This is a genomic window from Neobacillus mesonae, from assembly GCF_001636315.1.
Lineage (GTDB): Bacteria > Bacillota > Bacilli > Bacillales > Cytobacillaceae > Neobacillus > Neobacillus mesonae.
The window spans coordinates 304557-321808 of sequence record NZ_KV440949.1 but is presented as its reverse complement, the minus strand read 5'-3'; the positions used below and the strand labels follow the sequence as shown (position 1 = coordinate 321808).

General features: G+C 41.8%; 13 protein-coding genes. 12 read left to right on the top strand and 1 reads right to left on the bottom strand.

The window, feature by feature from the left end; translation table 11 throughout:
* Window positions 1-170 precede the first annotated feature (170 nt).
* From A6749_RS01465 to A6749_RS01435, 7 genes are all read left to right on the top strand, one after another.
* The gene (locus A6749_RS01465; RefSeq protein WP_066384061.1) at window positions 171-2006 is read left to right on the top strand and encodes a M6 family metalloprotease domain-containing protein; all 1836 of its coding nucleotides are present in this window, start codon (window positions 171-173) and stop codon (window positions 2004-2006) included.
* A 147-nt stretch (window positions 2007-2153) separates the two neighbouring features.
* On the top strand, window positions 2154-3419 hold the full coding sequence (locus tag A6749_RS01460; protein ID WP_066384059.1) for a LysM peptidoglycan-binding domain-containing protein: 1266 nt from the start codon (window positions 2154-2156) through the stop codon (window positions 3417-3419).
* 55 nt (window positions 3420-3474) lie between these two features.
* The gene (gene dacB, locus A6749_RS01455) at window positions 3475-4953 is read left to right on the top strand and encodes a D-alanyl-D-alanine carboxypeptidase/D-alanyl-D-alanine endopeptidase (RefSeq protein ID WP_236719612.1); all 1479 of its coding nucleotides are present in this window, start codon (window positions 3475-3477) and stop codon (window positions 4951-4953) included.
* 108 nt (window positions 4954-5061) lie between these two features.
* Window positions 5062-5790 carry a CBS domain-containing protein gene (locus tag A6749_RS01450; RefSeq protein ID WP_066384057.1) on the top strand — a complete coding sequence of 243 codons (729 nt, stop codon included), beginning with the start codon at window positions 5062-5064 and terminating at the stop codon, window positions 5788-5790.
* A 170-nt stretch (window positions 5791-5960) separates the two neighbouring features.
* The gene (locus A6749_RS01445; RefSeq protein ID WP_066384054.1) at window positions 5961-7286 is read left to right on the top strand and encodes an FAD-binding oxidoreductase; all 1326 of its coding nucleotides are present in this window, start codon (window positions 5961-5963) and stop codon (window positions 7284-7286) included.
* A 2-nt stretch (window positions 7287-7288) separates the two neighbouring features.
* Window positions 7289-8653 (top strand): (Fe-S)-binding protein, encoded by a 1365-nt coding sequence (locus tag A6749_RS01440; protein ID WP_066384051.1) that lies wholly within the window; start codon window positions 7289-7291, stop codon window positions 8651-8653.
* Entirely contained in the window at window positions 8640-10091 is a 1452-nt protein-coding gene (locus A6749_RS01435) for an FAD-linked oxidase C-terminal domain-containing protein (RefSeq protein ID WP_066384048.1), read from the top strand. Before A6749_RS01440 ends, A6749_RS01435 begins: the two co-directional genes overlap by 14 nt.
* A gap of 164 nt (window positions 10092-10255) precedes the next feature.
* Here the strand turns inward: A6749_RS01435 and A6749_RS01430 are convergent, their stop codons facing one another.
* On the bottom strand, window positions 10256-10597 hold the full coding sequence (locus A6749_RS01430) for a CotG/ExsB N-terminal domain-containing protein (protein WP_066384046.1): 342 nt from the start codon (window positions 10595-10597) through the stop codon (window positions 10256-10258).
* Window positions 10598-10800: 203 nt separating this feature from the next.
* Between A6749_RS01430 and A6749_RS01425 the strand changes: the two genes are divergently transcribed.
* From A6749_RS01425 to A6749_RS01405, 5 genes are all read left to right on the top strand, one after another.
* Window positions 10801-11895: a CotH kinase family protein gene (locus A6749_RS01425; protein ID WP_066384039.1), complete on the top strand. Its 1095-nt coding sequence runs from the start codon at window positions 10801-10803 to the stop codon at window positions 11893-11895.
* Between the two features lie 500 nt (window positions 11896-12395).
* Entirely contained in the window at window positions 12396-12947 is a 552-nt protein-coding gene (locus A6749_RS01420) for a GNAT family N-acetyltransferase (RefSeq protein ID WP_066384032.1), read from the top strand.
* A gap of 218 nt (window positions 12948-13165) precedes the next feature.
* On the top strand, window positions 13166-14341 hold the full coding sequence (locus A6749_RS01415) for an LL-diaminopimelate aminotransferase (RefSeq protein ID WP_066400616.1): 1176 nt from the start codon (window positions 13166-13168) through the stop codon (window positions 14339-14341).
* A 27-nt stretch (window positions 14342-14368) separates the two neighbouring features.
* Window positions 14369-15850, top strand: a complete 1482-nt coding sequence (locus tag A6749_RS01410; protein WP_066384029.1) for an aldehyde dehydrogenase family protein — start codon at window positions 14369-14371, stop codon at window positions 15848-15850.
* A gap of 252 nt (window positions 15851-16102) precedes the next feature.
* The gene (locus A6749_RS01405; RefSeq protein ID WP_066384025.1) at window positions 16103-16771 is read left to right on the top strand and encodes a thiamine pyrophosphate-dependent enzyme; all 669 of its coding nucleotides are present in this window, start codon (window positions 16103-16105) and stop codon (window positions 16769-16771) included.
* The last annotated feature ends 481 nt before the right edge of the window (window positions 16772-17252 follow it).

Below are 17252 nucleotides of genomic sequence, written 5' to 3'. Positions count from 1 at the left end.
AAAGGTCCTTTTATTTTTTTGTGATTATAGACCTAAGTGAAATGGAAAATCAGGCTTTTGTACCTATATTACGGGTTTCGAAATAATTTTAAAAAGTAGGTACTTAGATTCTGTTTTGGGAAATAATATTCTGATAAATTTGAATTATAAAAATAAAAGGGGTGTTTTGTTTGTTAAAGGTTCTATCAAAATCAGCATTTGCCCTCGCTTTAGCTGGGAGCGTGGCTTTTGCAGGAGGACAGCTGGACGGGTCTGAAACAAAGGCTGCCGCGGTAACGAAATCATCTGAATTAAGCTTGGCACATTATGTAAGCGCTTCACCTGAACTGACTGATAAAGCAAAGGAGTTAGGTAAAGACTTATCCAAGAAAGACCCGGCGGAAAAAGCGGCTAAGCAGCTGGGAACTAAATTTCAGCAGGCCGGTAATAATCATGTAAAATATCAATCTGCCAATGGAGAAGTACCAGTACTTGTTATACTAGCAAAATTTAAAGAAGGTGATGAACCGTTAGGAGACTATCCTGGACAAGTACCGCCTAAATTAATTGAGGATTTAATATTTGGAGATCACTATAATCCTTATGAATTAGAAGAGTTCAAACAATATGCAGAATATAAAGGCGAAAAAGCGCCGACTAATAACACAATGCAAAATATTTATAAAGAATCCAGTTATGGAAAAGTAAAATTAGTCAGGAAAGAAAATACTGATTTAGTGTGGGTTGAATTGCCGAAAGGTGCATCCTATTATTTAGATCAGAAAGTGAATGGCAACGTGAATGGAGATGCCCGAACTGGGGAATTGGTTACTGATTTATTCAAAGCTGCTGATAGTGTAGTAGATTATTCAAAATATGCCGTTAAAGGACAAGTTCCAAACGTGTTTATTGTTCATGAAGGAACTGGTGCGGAATTTAGCAGTGACCCAGCACAAATCTGGTCCCATAAGTGGAATGCTTTAAGTGCTTTATACTACGGAAAGTATTATGAAACTGGTAAGCCTGCAGCTGATTTGAACCAAGATGGCGTGGAGACTGATGAGGAATGGACCACATGGTACGCCCAGTTCATTAAGGATCATACACTTGATGGTGTTCTTGTGAATAATTATAATATTCAGCCGGAAATTGGAGGGAATGTTGCAGGTTACAATCAGGCGACTGGCGGTTATGATGAAGCATCGAAAACAGGCCCATTCCCTGGACAAGCCGGTGTGTTTGCCCATGAATTCGGTCATGCACTTGGACTTCCGGATTTCTATGATACGGCTTATACTTCAGAAGGAACTGGTAACTATTCAATGATGTCAGGCGGTTCATGGATGAGATATCCAAACGCTGCTGCTTATTCCGGAAACTCGCCAACCCATTTTGATCCATATTCAAAAATCTTCCTTGGCTGGGCAGAACCCATTGTAGTAAAACCGGAAAATGGCGTTCAAACAATCACATTGCCGCCGGTGAATGCAGCGGATTCTGGCAATGCGATTATTAAAATGGAAGTGCCAGGTTCAAACGGTACAGAGTATTTCTTATTTGAAAATGTCCAGCAACAAGGCTTTAACAAAGGGTTGATCCGACAAGGTGCCGATGCACACGGACTGGTCGCATGGCATGTCGATGAAAATGTGTTATCACTCTATCAAACTGCCGGATTCCGTCCGAATAACGTCGAAAACTGGATGAACAAACGCTTCCAGTACAACCAGTCGCAAACAGCAAGCAACGGGACCTTGGTTACGCATTACGGATTATCAGTCCTTCAGGCTGATGGAAAATATGATCTAGAAAAGAATGTCAATCGGGGCGACGCCGGAGACTTCTTTAAAACCGGCAGCAAAATTACTCCGGTGTCCGGAAATGTTCATTCTGGTTCCTACTATTTCTGGAAAGGCTATAGCAACGTACCAGCTGATTCGGGAATTCATGTAACCGATGTAAAGGAAAATCCGGACGGGTCCATTACAGCTAAATTCTTCTATAATTTTGATGAATCACAAAAATAATGCAAAAACCCTGGGTTCACTTTGGTGAATTCAGGGTTTTTTGTTGAAAGGGTTACACTGTTATTTTCGAAGTTCGTTTTTCATTTTTCACTCTTATAGTATATTCACTGCTCTCCGCCATAAATTGTTATAAAGGAGAGTGGTATTATGGCAGTTCATGTGGTTCGTTCCGGCGACACATTATGGAAGATTTCTTCAATGTATGGTGTTTCCATTCAAACGGTTATAGAAATTAACGGATTAACCTCCACAAGTATTATACCAGGCCTTGCTTTATATATTCCGGATAACATGCTGCCAAATCGTACTTATAAAATCAAATCAGGCGATGTAATCTGGAAATTGGCACAGCAGTTTCATATCGCACCCTCCACGATTATCCAGGCTAATCCGGGAATTGATCCGAACAATCTAAGGATTGGACAAATTATCACGATTCCATCTCCATTAAAACTAGCAATTGGTACACTAGGATTTATGATACCATCAACAATTAGTGCGAACGTTGCAACTCTTAATTCACTCGCTAACGAGCTTACATATATAGCCGTTGTTGCTTATTCCATAACAAGCGAAGGCTGGGCTTTTAATCTTATGGATGACCGTGCAATTGTATCTAGAAGCCGGCAATTGAATATTAAACCCTTATTAGTCGTCCAAAATGTTGCGCATGGTGACTTTAGTGCGGAACTGGTTGGACAGGTACTGGAAAATCCGGCTCGTCGTAAGAACTTAACTGACAGTCTTGTCAACTTAGCAGCACAGCGGGGGTTCAGCGGTGTCAGTATTGACTTTGAATTTATACCGCCGGCGAGACGCCAGGATTTTATTTTATTTTTAAGGGAATTAAAAACGGCGCTGGGAAGCCTGATTCTTCATGTGAATCTTCCCTCTAAAACAGCGGATATTCCGACCAATCGGATTATCGGAGCATATGATTATGCGGCGATTGCCAGGATTGCGGACATCGCAGCCGTCATGACAATGGATTTTGGGTATGCCGGCGGTCCGCCTGATCCAATTTCACCGGTCAACTGGATGGAGCAGGTAATACAATATTCGCTTACCCAAATCCCTCATACAAAAATGCAAATTGCATTGCCTCTCTATGGTCATGACAAAATAGTTCCAACTTTTAAGACAACGGTGCTGCCGGTACTTGCCGCTCAAAACCGGGCGATTAGCGTAGGAGCGCCAATCCAATTCAACAACACCTCTAAAGCCCCGTGGTATCGTTATTGGCAAGGCGGAACGGAGCATATTGTCTGGTTCGAGGATATTCGAAGTTATATAGAAATGTATAAACTGGTCGATCTTTATCAGCTGTCTGGGACTACCTATTGGGAATTAAGTTTTCTGGCACCGCAAAATTGGGCATACTTAAAAAACAATATTACCGTTGTAAAGCGATAATCACCGCTTTATTTTTTTGCACAGAATTTTATTAGGAAAGGAAGTAGGAAGAGGATTGTTAAAGAGCAGTAAATATTTCACGATATTTCTATTGATCATGCTGGCATCTTTAGCCCCTTGCTCAATAGGTTCTTTTGCCAATGCAAATGTAACTGATAGGACTTGGATACAGCAGCTGGATTCCCTATTAAAAAATGAACCTGGGCTTCAGGGAGCGATTGCCGGAATTAGTATCCGAAATGCCGTAGATGGGAAACTGATCTATAACCATCAAGGGGATGTCCGTCTGCGGCCTGCTTCCAATATGAAGCTGTTCACAGCCGCCGCAGCACTAAATGTACTCGGTGCGGATTACACCTTTCCTACCGAGGTGTATATGGACGGCCCGATAAAACAGAAAATCCTGAAGGGGAATCTCTATTTAAAAGGGAAAGGTGACCCCACATTAATGAAAGCTGATTTTGACAAAATGGCGATGGATGTCAAGAAGCAGGGCATTACAAGAATTGCTGGAAACTTGATTGGCGACGATTCCTGGTATGATGATGTCCGCTATTCCGTTGATCTGCCATGGAGTGATGAAACCACCTATTACGGTGCGCAGATTTCTGCCTTGACAGCTTCCCCGACTACTGACTTTGATGCAGGTGCTGTGAAGGTGGAAATCAAGCCGGTGGACCATATTGGCAATCGACCAGCTGTTGAGATTACCCCTAACACGGACTATGTCAAGGTGATTAACCGTGCGTTAACTGTCGGGAAAGAAGAGAAAAAGAAAATTACCATCGAACGTCAACACGGTAAAAACACTTTAGTGGTAGATGGTACAATCCCTATTACTACCAAAAATGTTACCGAATGGGCAGCCGTCTGGGACCCGACACGCTTTGCATTAACTCTTTTTAAAGAGGCCTTGGAAGAACAAGGTATTAAGGTGGAAGGTAAGATTAAAGCCGGATTGGTGCCTGACACCGCAACATTGATTGCGAATCACCGCTCCATGCACTTGTCAGAATTGGTTGTTCCGTTTATGAAATTAAGTAATAATACGCATGCGGAAATCCTTACAAAGGAAATGGGGAAAGTGGTGAAAGGGGAAGGTTCTTGGAAGAAAGGGTTATCTGTTTTAAAATCAGAGTTGAATAGACTGGGGGTCAACACCGACACAATGGTATTACGAGATGGCTCTGGAATCTCTCATGTAACCAGCGTTCAAGCAAATCAAATTTCGCAGCTGCTGTTTGCAGTCCAGAAGGAGACTTGGTTCCCTGCCTATCTTCATTCGCTGCCTATAGCCGGTGAACCGGAAAAGATGACTGGCGGTTCACTACGGTATCGAATGAAGACTGAAGATCTAAGAGGAAAGGTAAAGGCTAAGACAGGAACCCTTTCGACAGTTAGTTCATTATCCGGATATATCGATATGAAAAGTGGACAAAGAGTGATTTTCTCCGTATTGTTAAATAATTTACTCGACGAGGACAAAGGGAAAATCATAGAGGACAAAATCGTTTCCATTATTGCGAATCAATAAAAGCACAAACTATAAATAAAGAGAAAAAAAGGGAGAGGAAAAAGGTTTTGTTTTTCCTTTGAAATAAATGGTTATATAATAAATAAAAAAAGCTTGCAGGAGAGAAACATGGAATCGGTTAAAAATCAAGAACAGCTACTTTCCGAACGTTTTGAAGTAGCATACAATCAGGTTCATGATGCCTTACGGGGGCTTGTGAAAATTAATGATGATAGATTTGTAGTATTGGTAAAGGTAGGGGCTAAAAGGTATCAGGTGATTGAGACCTTTAAGAAGGATTTAGAACAGTATGCAAAACTGAGAAATGCGATTGTTCATGAAAAAATAGAGGTCGGCTTTTATATTGCGGAACCAAATGAGAAAGTCGTCACCCACATTGAAAAAATCGCCAATATTTTAAGCCAGCCAAATTATGCATTATCGATTGCCTCAAAGGATGTTGTTTACTTTGATGATCGCGATAAAATATTAAAGGTAACTTCAGCCATTAAAGATCACGGTTATTCTAAATTTCCGGTCTATCAAAATAATAAATGCATCGGACTGTTAACTTCCAGTTCAATCGTCAAATGGCTGGCACGGAATATGAAAAACGGTTCGGTAAATTTAGCGAACAATCGTATTTCCGATATAATGAAATTTGAAAAAGCACATCTAATCGATTTTGTATCGAAGGAGATTAATATTTTTGAAGTAGAAAATATCTTTGAGAAATCCCATAAGAAAAAGCAGAAATTAGAGTGTGTGATCATTACTGAAAATGGGCGCCCTGAAGAAAAACCATTAGGCATTGTAACGCCATGGGACTTGATTGAAATTGATTATACAGTTGAGTAAAGGAAAAGACTGGCTTTTCTTCCTTGCATAGAAGGGGATATTTTTATACAATAATAATAGATTATTTCCAATTTTATTTAACCAGCGGCAGAGTATCTTTCTGCCGCTTTATTAGAAGTTACATAGTCTGAAAATTTAAAAGGTTAAGAAAGAAAGAGGAGGAGAGGCGCGTGGTTACATCGGAATTGTTAACAGGGCTAAGTTCCTTCATAGCTGAGGAACAGATATCAGGCGGCACCCTGAACAGTCCTCTGTTAGGAAACAATGGCGACATAACCGTTTTTCCGAAGACGGAACAGGAAATCGTCGGAATACTGAAATATGCCAATGAGAATGGAATGAAAGTGAACATTATGGGAGGCGGGACTAAAAGAGGCTTCGGCGGAATCGAAGAGTCTGCCGATATCCTCCTGTCTTTGGAGCAGTATAAAGGTGTGGTTGAGCATTCACCTGGGGATATGATTGTCACCGTTAAACCCGGAACTACCTTTCAAGAATTACAAGAGTTTTTAGCAGAGCACAATCAAAAGATCCCTCTAGATCCCGCTTTACCTAAAGAGGCCACGATTGGCGGAATAATCGCTGCCAATGATTTCGGACCGAAACGGCTCGGTTATGGTTCTGCCCGCGATATGGTAATTGGTCTTCGAATGATCTATCCGGACGGCACTATTATCCGCGCCGGCGGCAAAACAGTCAAGAATGTAGCCGGCTATGATATGAACAAATTATTTATCGGCTCAATGGGGACACTCGGAGTCATCTCAGAAATCACCATCAAGCTGCGCCCCGTACAGAAATCCGAAAGTTTAATGCTATTATCCTTCCCAGATGGAAACCTCAAAGAAATTCACACATTTACGATCAGTTTACTAGATTCAGTCATGGAACCAATTGCACTAGAATTGATTAATCCTGCTTTGGCAGAAAAATTAACAGGAAACCGCGCCTATACACTCGCGATTAGTTTTGAGGATGTTGCAAGCTCTGTCCGTTATCAGGTGGAGTATGTGAAGCAAAAGAAACCTGAGAATGCATCCATCTCTATTTTAGAAGATCTAGCTGCCCGCAAGTTTTGGGAAAACCTAGCTGACATCCCGCCAAATGGACGGCAAAACGACAGTGAACAAACGACAAGAGCATCTGTAAAAATCGGTGTCAAGAATATAGATGTATTGCAGGTCATCAGGGAAAGTCAGCTTATTCAAGATTCCTACAATCTTAAAGTAGAAGCACATGGCGGGCTTGGTACGGGCCTATGTAAAGTGTATTTGTCCGGTGCAAATGATGATGTGGCTTCAGCAATTACCACATTACGGAATTTCGCAGAAAATATGGGTGGTTATGCGGTAATTACCCATTTGCCTTTGACATTAAGACGCGAAATCGAAGTATGGGGCAAAAAACCGGTTCATTTTTTCTTATTAGACGGCATTAAAGCAAAAGTTGATCCAAAAAGAATCCTGAACTACGGACGTTTTGTGGGGGGAATTTAACGATGGCGATACCAAATATCGAACAGAAACCTGCCTGCACAAAGGAAGGCTTAGGCAATTATTTATGGAGCGACCCGCCAAAGGAAAACAAGTGGGCTGATTGTGTTCATTGCGGTTTATGTTTGGAGGCCTGTCCTACATACGAACAATTGGGCCAAGAGCAGCATTCACCGCGCGGCCGCGTCCATTTGATCAAATCGGTTGCGGAAGGAAGACTGTTCGTCAATGAAGCATTTGCTGACCCGGTATTTCAATGCCTTGACTGCCGTGCCTGCACAACTGCCTGCCCGGCAAGTGTTGATGTCGGCGGCTTAATTGAAGAAGCACGAGGACAAGTAAGACAGGCAATGCCGTTGACTGGCTGGAAGGCAATGACGAGCAAATTTTTCCTCGAGACCTTATTTCCACACCATGAGCGGCTTCATGCTGCAGGAAGTTTACTGAAATTTTATCAAAAGAGCGGACTGCAGAAATTAGTGCGAAAAGTCGGTCTAATTAACATCATGCCTGACCATTTGGTGGAAATGGAATCAATTATGCCTGAGGTGAAGACACCTGTAAGGAAAAAATATAAAAATGAAAAAGTGATCAAGGCGAAGGGTGAAAGTAAGCGGGAAGTGGCGATGTTATCTGGATGCATTATGGATGTCATGTTTAGCGAGATCAATGAGTCCACGATTAGTGTGTTAACCCGCAATGGCAATGATGTGGTGATTCCGAAAAATCAAACCTGCTGTGGTGCCCTGCATGTGCATGCCGGTGACCGTGAGATGGGGCGGAAGCTGGCGAAAAAAAATATTGAGGCTTTTGAAAGCGCTGAAAAGGTAATTGTCAATGCGGCCGGCTGTGGCTGTATGTTAAAGGAATACTCGGAATTATTCCATGACGAGCCGGAGTGGCAGGAACGAGCAAAGGAGTTTTCTGCAAAAGTCGAGGATATTTCCAAATTTCTCTATGATACAGGTTACGAAGCGCCAAAAGCTGAATTAAAGACGCGGATTACTTACCATGATGCCTGCCATCTTGCCCATGGACAGGGAATTAGGGAAGAACCGCGTGATCTTCTGCTTCATATCCCGGGCGTGGAAATGGTGCATATGCCGAATGCCGACCGCTGCTGCGGGAGTGCCGGGATTTATAACCTGACAAATCCAGAAATGGCCGGTGCCGTGCTGGAAAGTAAGATGGAAAATGTCCCTGATGATGTTGAAATGATTTCCATGGGCAACCCGGGCTGTATGCTGCAGATGGCTGTTGGTGTGCAAAAGTATGGCAGGAATCAAAAAATAGTTCATACAATCCAATTGCTAGACTGGGCCTATCAAAAAGAAGAGGAACTTGGGGGCGGACGTGATGGTAAGAAATAAAGTGAAAACGAACGATATTCATATTATCAATCTCGCAAAACTTGTATCAGGCCCCAATGCGATTCTTTATAAAGAGGAAGATTTACTAGCGTATGACTGCGACGGGTTTACGATTGAACGGCATCTTCCAAGGGCGGTTGTTTTTCCAAAGAATACCGAGGAGGTTTCCGAGATTGTTAAATACTGTGCGGCGAATAATCTGCCATTTCTTGCCCGCGGCGCCGGCACAGGACTAAGCGGCGGCGCTATCCCGTTGAATAACGAAGTCATCATCAGTTTAGTGCGGATGAAGCGGCTGTTAGAAGTAGATTTAGAGAATCGCCGTGCGGTCGTGGAGCCTGGCTTTGTAAATTTGAAGCTGACAAATTCGATTTCCGATAAAGGATATTATTACGCTCCTGATCCATCGAGCCAATATGCCTGTACGATAGGCGGTAATGTCGCTGAAAATGCCGGCGGGGCTCATTGTTTGAAATACGGGGTAACCACGAACCATATTTTAGGGTTGGAGGTTGTCCTGCCAAATGGGGAGATTATTGAAATCGGCGGCAATGGCATTCCTGATACCCCCGGCTATGATTTGCTCGGTCTTTTAACAGGCTCGGAAGGTACACTGGGAATCGTGACGAAAATAACGGTGAGGATCTTGAAAAATCCCGAAGCAAAGCAAACCGTACTGGCCTATTTTGACAAAATTGAAGATGGAAGCCAGGCGGTATCCGATATTATTTCAAGCGGAATTGTTCCGGCAGCGCTCGAGATGATGGATAAAACAGCAATCGAAGGTGTGGAAGCGGCAGCCTTCCCTGTCGGTCATCCTAAAGACATAGAGGCCGTTTTGTTAATCGAGGTTGATGGAATTGCCGCCGGAATTGACGGCCAAATAGAGTTAATTTTGGATGTTTGCCGAAAGTACAATGTCCGCGAAGTGAAAGCTGCCCGTGATGAAGCGGAAAGGGGCAGATGGTGGGCAAACCGGAAGACTGGTTTTGGCGCAATGGGAGCGATATCCCCAGATTATTTAGTTCAAGACGGAGTCATTCCAAGAAGCAGGCTGCCAGAAGTATTGACAAGAATCAAAAAGATTAGTGAGGAGAGCGGCCTAAGGATTGCGAATATCTTCCACGCCGGCGACGGAAATCTTCACCCGCTCGTTCTATTTGACTCTCGAATTCCTGGTGAAACGGAGAAGGCGATTCAAGCGGGTAGTGCCTGCCTAAAAGTTTGTGCTGATGTAGGCGGTTCGATTACTGGTGAACATGGGGTCGGTATTGAAAAGAAGGAAGAAATGCGTTTTGTTTTTAAGGATGAGGAAATCAAAGCGCAGACCGATATTCGTGATGTCTTTAATCCTGATTATTTATTGAATGCCGGAAAACTATTCCCAACTCCAGGGCGCTGCGCCGAGGTAAAGAGAGAAATGGCATCTAAACGTTAAAAGAATTCCACTGGCAAGGGCCAGTGGGATTTTTCAAATAAATGAAATTACCTTCGGCCATTTGATGACGGCATTTATTGCGGCTGTATTGCCATTACGTTTTACGTCGCACAACAGATAATCATCGAACAAAAAAACAGCGGAGGAAAAAGCTCCGCTGTGGCTTATCTTCTGCGCCATTTATATACCCACATATTGTTGTCTTTCCAACAGCTCATCGTTTGATGTCTGCCGCGTGCGGTGTTCCGCCATTCAGTACAACATAAATCCATTTTCCGCGAAGTTCTTTTCCTAGAAGTTCTTTTCCTCGATGTTTGTTTTCGAGAAGTTTGCTTGCTTGATGTTCTTTTGCGAGAAGTATGCCGCTGGCGGCTGGAAGTCTTTCTTCTTGTTGTCATACGGTTACGGTTCGGATCCATAAACATGAAATCACCGAACCCACGTGTTCTTACATCTTCTGCGGCAGTTTGAATTTCCTCCGGGGAAAACTCTTTTTCTTCGTCCATTTTTTGCACCTCCATATAAATTTGAAAAGGGAGTACGAAAAGTGCCAATATTGCTTAACTGGGAAAAACTCACTCTTCTTGTATCACTTTACGTATGTAGGGAGGTATTTGTATGGGCCGGAAGCCTATAAAAAGAAAAATTGCAAAAAAATCGTGACCCTGATATCTTTCCAACATAGGAATAGAAAGAGGGAGGGAGGAAAATGGACGAGACGGCTAATTTACCACAGTATAAGCTGTTCATTAAACCGGTCGATCTAAAGGAACTAAAGCGGGATATTTGGATTGATGAACCGATTCCTGCCCAGTTAAGGATCGATGGGAAACGGCTCGAGATTGATGTTAGCTATCGGGGATCCCATATCCGCGACTTTGCGAAAAAATCCTATCAGATTACCTTTTATAAACCCAAAAAATTTATGGGCTCCCGTCAAATTCATCTAAACGCTGAGTATAAAGATCCCTCGATGATTCGAAATAAGCTGTCGTTCGACTTTTTTTCTGACATTGGTGTGTTGGCGCCGCAGTCACGGCACGTGTTCCTTACATTAAACGGGAAAGATGAGGGAGTTTACTTAGAAATTGAATCCGTGGATGAAAATTTTATCAGAAGGAGAAATCTCCCAGCTGGCAGTATTTTATATGCGGTCGATGGCGATGCGAATTTTTCACTGATGAGTGATATAAATAAGGAAACAAAGAAATCATTGAAATTAGGCTATGAAATAAAATGCAAGGATTCCAAGTCAGCAGAATATCAACTACAGGAATTAATTTATAAAATTAATACCATTCCGCCAACGGAGTTTGAACGGGAAATTCCGAAATATGTAAATGTCAACCAGTATCTTCGCTGGGTAGCTGGCATTATCTTTACCTCCAATTATGACGGCTTTGTCCATAATTATGCCCTTTACAGAAATGGGCAAACGGGTTTGTTCGAGGTCATTCCATGGGATTATGACGCCACATGGGGGCGGGATGTAAATGGCAAATTGATGGAAGCGGATTATGTTCCAATTAAAGGCTTTAATACCCTTACAGCACGGCTGCTGGATGTTGACACGTTTCGCCGGCAATACCGCACGCTGCTTGAGGAAATCATGAGTAACCAGTTTACCCAAGTATATATGATGCCGCGGGTAGAAAAACTGCTGGAAATGATCCGTCCCTTTATCTTGGATGACCCTTATAAACGGGACCACATAGATAAATTTGACGGAGAACTAAAAGTGATCTCCGATTACATTCAAGAAAGAAGAAACTACTTGTTTAGGAAATTGTCTAAATTGGAATAGAGCATAGGGTGCGCCTTAAGGACGAACCCCCTCATGAATGGCCGGGAATTGTCTTTAATAGGGCTTCTTGAGGACAAAACGACATTAGTTATCTTAAAAAATGTCTTTAATAAGCCTTCTTGAAGACAAAACGAGGTAGAAAATCATATAAACTGTCTTCAATAAGGCTTCTTGAGGACAATACAGTTTGAAAAATCATATAAACTGTCTTCAATAAGGCTTCTTGAGAACAAAACAGGTTGAAAAATCTAATAAACTGTCTTTAATAAGTCTTGTTTAGGACAAAATCAGTAATAATATCTCCAAAACTGTCTTTAATAGACATAATAACAATAAAAACTTAAATAATAGTTTTTAATTTTGTAGGAATTACCGCACCGATTGTCGAATTTGTAATTTTAACCATCTAAAAGGATGCGATTCGATTAACAATTTTTTTAATCTACATAAACGGAATTACCAGGTTACAATTCAAATCTTAATAAAGGGAGAACATGTAAGTGTATCAAGACGGTGATTTAATTATACGACCTATAACAGATAAAGATATGCCGATTTTATGGGAATTAATTTATAAGGAAGACGCACCTGAATGGAAAAAATGGGATGCACCTTATTTTGAACATAAAACCATTCCATATAGTGAATTCATCGCAAAAAAGGAAAATTGGGTGAATCAAGAAGACCGTTGGCTTATGGAAGTAAACGGAGAGATCATCGGCACGGTGGGATATTACTGGGAACACAAACCTTCTAACTGGCTTGAGATGGGTATTGTCATTTATAAATCGGAATATTGGAGCGGCGGCTACGGGACGAAAACGTTACGGTTTTGGATCAATCACTTGTTCCAAACGATGCCGTTGGTCCGTGTCGGCTATACCACCTGGTCAGGCAATGAGCGGATGATCAAAGTCGGTGAAAAGCTTGGCATGACAATGGAAGCAAGGCTAAGAAAGTGTCGTTACTACAATGGTCAATACTATGATTCTATTCGAATGGGACTTTTACAAGAGGAATGGGAAGCAAATCCGGTATTTAAATATATGTGATACATTGTGGTTAATAGTAGCATTGAAACTATTTTTTTAGGTGATTTTTTGTTGAAACTAATGTTGTTGTGTTTCTTTTTTGTAAAAATCATACGGAATAAAACATAAAAAAGCATTTATTTTTGTATAAATCAACCATAGTGATAAAGGAGTAAAACGATTAAATTTAATATATGGAAATTGAATCTTGTGAATCCATTCAAAAGGCGGGTGATCGTGTGAATTTTCCATCGGATAGAGTCGGTCAAATTCCTCCTTATTTATTTGCAGAAATTAATAAGAAAAAGGCAGAAATGATAAAGTCGGGAATCGATATTATCGATTTAGGTATTGGTGACCCGGATTTGCCTACACCAAAACATATTATCGAAAAATTAGCTGAAGAGGCTCAAATCCCTAAAAATTTAAAATACCCGAGCTTTGTTGGCTGCTCTGAATTTAAGCAGGCGGTTGCCGATTTTTATCTGCGGCAGTTTGGGGTAGAACTTGATCCGGAAACAGAAGTGTTGGCATTAATCGGCTCAAAGGAAGGAATTGCCCATATCGTCCCAACCTTAATTGACCCAGGTGACTACGTATTGATTCCTGACCCAAGCTACCCGGTTTACCGGATGGCGACGCTCCTAGCAAACGGCCAGTATTATAACATGCCGTTGACAAAAGAAAATCATTTTCAGCCGGACTTTGAAGACATTCCGAAAGAAATTCTTAAGTGCTCCAAGCTAATGTTTCTAAATTATCCCGGGAATCCGACTGCGGCAACAGTAGACTTACCATTTTTTAAAGAGGCGATTGATTTTGCCCGAAAACATCTTATCCCGATTGCACATGATTCCGCTTATAACATGGTGACATTTGATTCATACAAAGCACCAAGTATTCTTCAGGTGGAAGGGGCAAAAGAAATTGCCGTCGAATTTGGTTCGCTTTCGAAAACCTACAGTATGACCGGTTTTCGGATTGGATATGTGGTAGGCAACAGGGAAATTATTAAAGCTCTTTCGATACTTAAAAGTAACACCGATACCGGGCAGTTTACCCCGATCCAAAAAGCCGCCGCGTTTGCCCTGAACAGCGATCAAAGCTGTGTAGCTGAATACAATCGAATTTATAAAGATCGGATGACAGCCATGCTTAATGGCCTTCAATCGATCGGCATTGAAGTGGAGCCGCCTAAAGGAAGCTTTTTTATTTGGGCTCCCGTTCCGAATAGGTATACTTCAGCCGAATTTGTGACAAGTGTCCTTGAACAAACGGGGGTCATTATTACACCGGGCACTGCTTTTGGTCCTTCCGGGGAAGGGTATTTCCGGGTTTCCCTCTCTGTAGCCAGTGATAGATTGAATGCAGCAGTTAATAGAATTAAAGAGAAAGTGAAAATTGCCATCAATTAATTTTTTTAAAAATTAGGAGGATTATAGATGAAAAAAATCTTAAACTTCATAAACGGTGAATGGTGTGAAGCTTCTACTGGTAAATTTATTCCAGTTTTAAATCCAGCTAACGGTCAAGTCTTGGCTGAGGTAACGCAATCCTCGAAGGAAGATGTGGACCAAGCAGTGCAGGCTGCGAAACAAGCCCAAAAATCCTGGCGCTTAGTTCCTGCCCCGGAACGTGCTGAAATGTTATATAAAGTGGCTTATTTGTTAAAAGAAAGAAAAGAGCATCTTGCACAAGTTCTAACCAGCGAAATGGGTAAAGTCATAGCGGAAGGCAGAGGGGAAGTGCAGGAAGCCATTGATATGGCGTTTTACATGGCCGGAGAAGGACGCCGCCTATTCGGGGAAACCGTTCCTTCAGAACTTCGCAATAAATTTGCGATGAGCGTCCGCGTTCCAATTGGAGTGGCTGGGCTGATTACACCTTGGAATTTCCCAATTGCCATCGCTTCGTGGAAGTCACTTCCTGCTCTTGTTGCCGGCAATGCCGTGGTGTGGAAACCGGCAACTGAAACGCCGATGGTAGCTGAAGAATTTGTAAAAATTTATCAAGAAGCAGGGCTGCCAAAAGGATTAATCAATCTTGTCAATGGTTCCGGAAGTGAAGTCGGCAATGCGATGGTCGACCATCCGGGCATTGATTTGATTTCCTTTACAGGCTCGAACGAAGTAGGGGCCGCCATTAATGGCCGTGCCGGTGCATTATTAAAAAAAACCTCTTTAGAAATGGGCGGGAAAAACGCCATCACCGTATTGGAGGATGCCGACATTGATTTAGCTGTCGAAGGCATTTTATGGGGAGCATTTGGTACGAGCGGTCAAAGATGTACCGCCACAAGCCGAGTTATTGTTCACGAGGCTGTGAAGGACACCCTAACGGAAAAACTCCTGTCCCGTATCGATGAACTAAAGATGGGCAATGGTTTGGATGAATCTGTAAAAGTTGGCCCGGTCATTAATCGTTCTGCCCTTGAGCGAATTGATGAATATGTGAAAATTGGTCAAGAAGAAGGGGCGAAACTTTTAACAGGCGGTAAAATTGCTGCCGAAGAAGGTTTAGGCAGCGGAAACTTCTATTTACCTACTATTTTTACGGATGTAACCTCAGACATGAGAATTGCCAAAGAAGAAATTTTTGGCCCGGTTGTTTCTATTATTTCCGTTAACAGTTTAGAAGAGGCCGTAGAGGTAAATAACAGCGTAGAATTTGGTCTATCGAGCGCTATTTATACCGCTGATATTAACAATGCCTTCCAAGCAATGCGGGATCTTGACACAGGACTCGTGTATGTGAATGCAGGTACTACCGGAGCGGAAATTCACCTTCCATTCGGCGGTACAAAAGGAACAGGCAACGGCCACAGAGATTCCGGCACCGCCTCGCTGGATGTCTTTACAGAATGGAAATCCATTTACGTGGATTACAGCGGAAAGCTACAAAGGGCGCAGATTGATAACTATTAATTCAAACTGAAATAAGTGGAGCGATTAACCTGTATTTCCTAGCATGTTAGCTTTAACTGAAAGGGAAGCAGGTTAATTGTATATTTTTTAAATTTGAAGTGAATTTCATGACTTCCCTAATGACTGCCGGACAATACATTGTAAAATGGATGGATTCAAGTAGCTAAAAATATTGATAGCGGTAGCGTTAGAAGAAGCGGCGATGCAGCTTTTAACGGGTATATTGCTTCTGAATTAGCAGTGCTTCACTCCTTGGTACAAATCTGCCAGGAAAATAGCGCATTAGGAAATAACATTCGGGAGAAAAATTTAACACGCACTAAACACTTAAGAAATTTATTTGAAAACAGGTTCACGGTAGAAGCGGGAAATGCTGAAAAGACAAGCTTGAATATGGTTTTTATCAAGTTAAATGAAATGATCGGGAACAACGCAATTGTTACAAGTGACGCGGGGAATTTCTCCCACTGGCTGCTTCGCTATATTTCGTTTGCAGATGACCGTGTATACCTTGGGCCAGTGAACGGTGCAATGGGTTACGGCATTGCTTCCGCTCTTGGGGCGAAAACCAGCTTGCTAGAGCGGCCAGTGTGGGCATTTGCTGGAGATGGGGGAGCGATGATGACAATTGGGGATTTGGAAACCTTTAAACGAAACAATCTGGACGCCGTCATCGTCGTAATCAATAACAGCATTTATGGAACGATTCGGGCTCATCAAGAAAAACAATTTCCGAACAGAGCTTTCGGCACGGATTTAGGCGATGTGAATTTTGCCAAGGTAGCCGAAGGTATGGGATTGAAAGCTTGGAGAATTCAATCAAATGAGCAAATCGATCAAGTTTTAAATGAGGCAGTAAATGAAAAGGGACCACGATTAATTGAAGTTAATGCATCCATATATCCGATAGGACTAACATAACGAAAAATGCCGAGGTGGTGTATATAAACTAAGGACGGTTACGGTGGTCATAAAAAGCGAATGGACATTCTAACGTAAACTGCAACTTACCGGAAGATGTAAAATATTGCATACAACTAGCTAGGATAACGTATGTGAAGCAATCTTTCTTAAATTACTCATGCTATAAAATCTTACCTCGATTTTACTTAATATTAAAAAGAATGCCGAGAAAAAATACCTCTTTCTTGACAATCTGTGAACCCAAGTATTTATTGGGTTCTTTTTTTCTTCTTCCTATAGTAATACCTAAAATAGTGAAGCGGTCCAGTTCTTTTAAGTCTTGTAAGCTTAGCTTAATTTTCTTTTCTAAATTTATAAATCATTTTTCTTTATTAGAAAAACGATTTAATCTTACATCTTCTTTGTATTCTCCAAAAGTATCCCTTCAGGATTGTTGTTATTAATAAAATTACCGCAGAAAATTGTTAAAGCGAGTAAA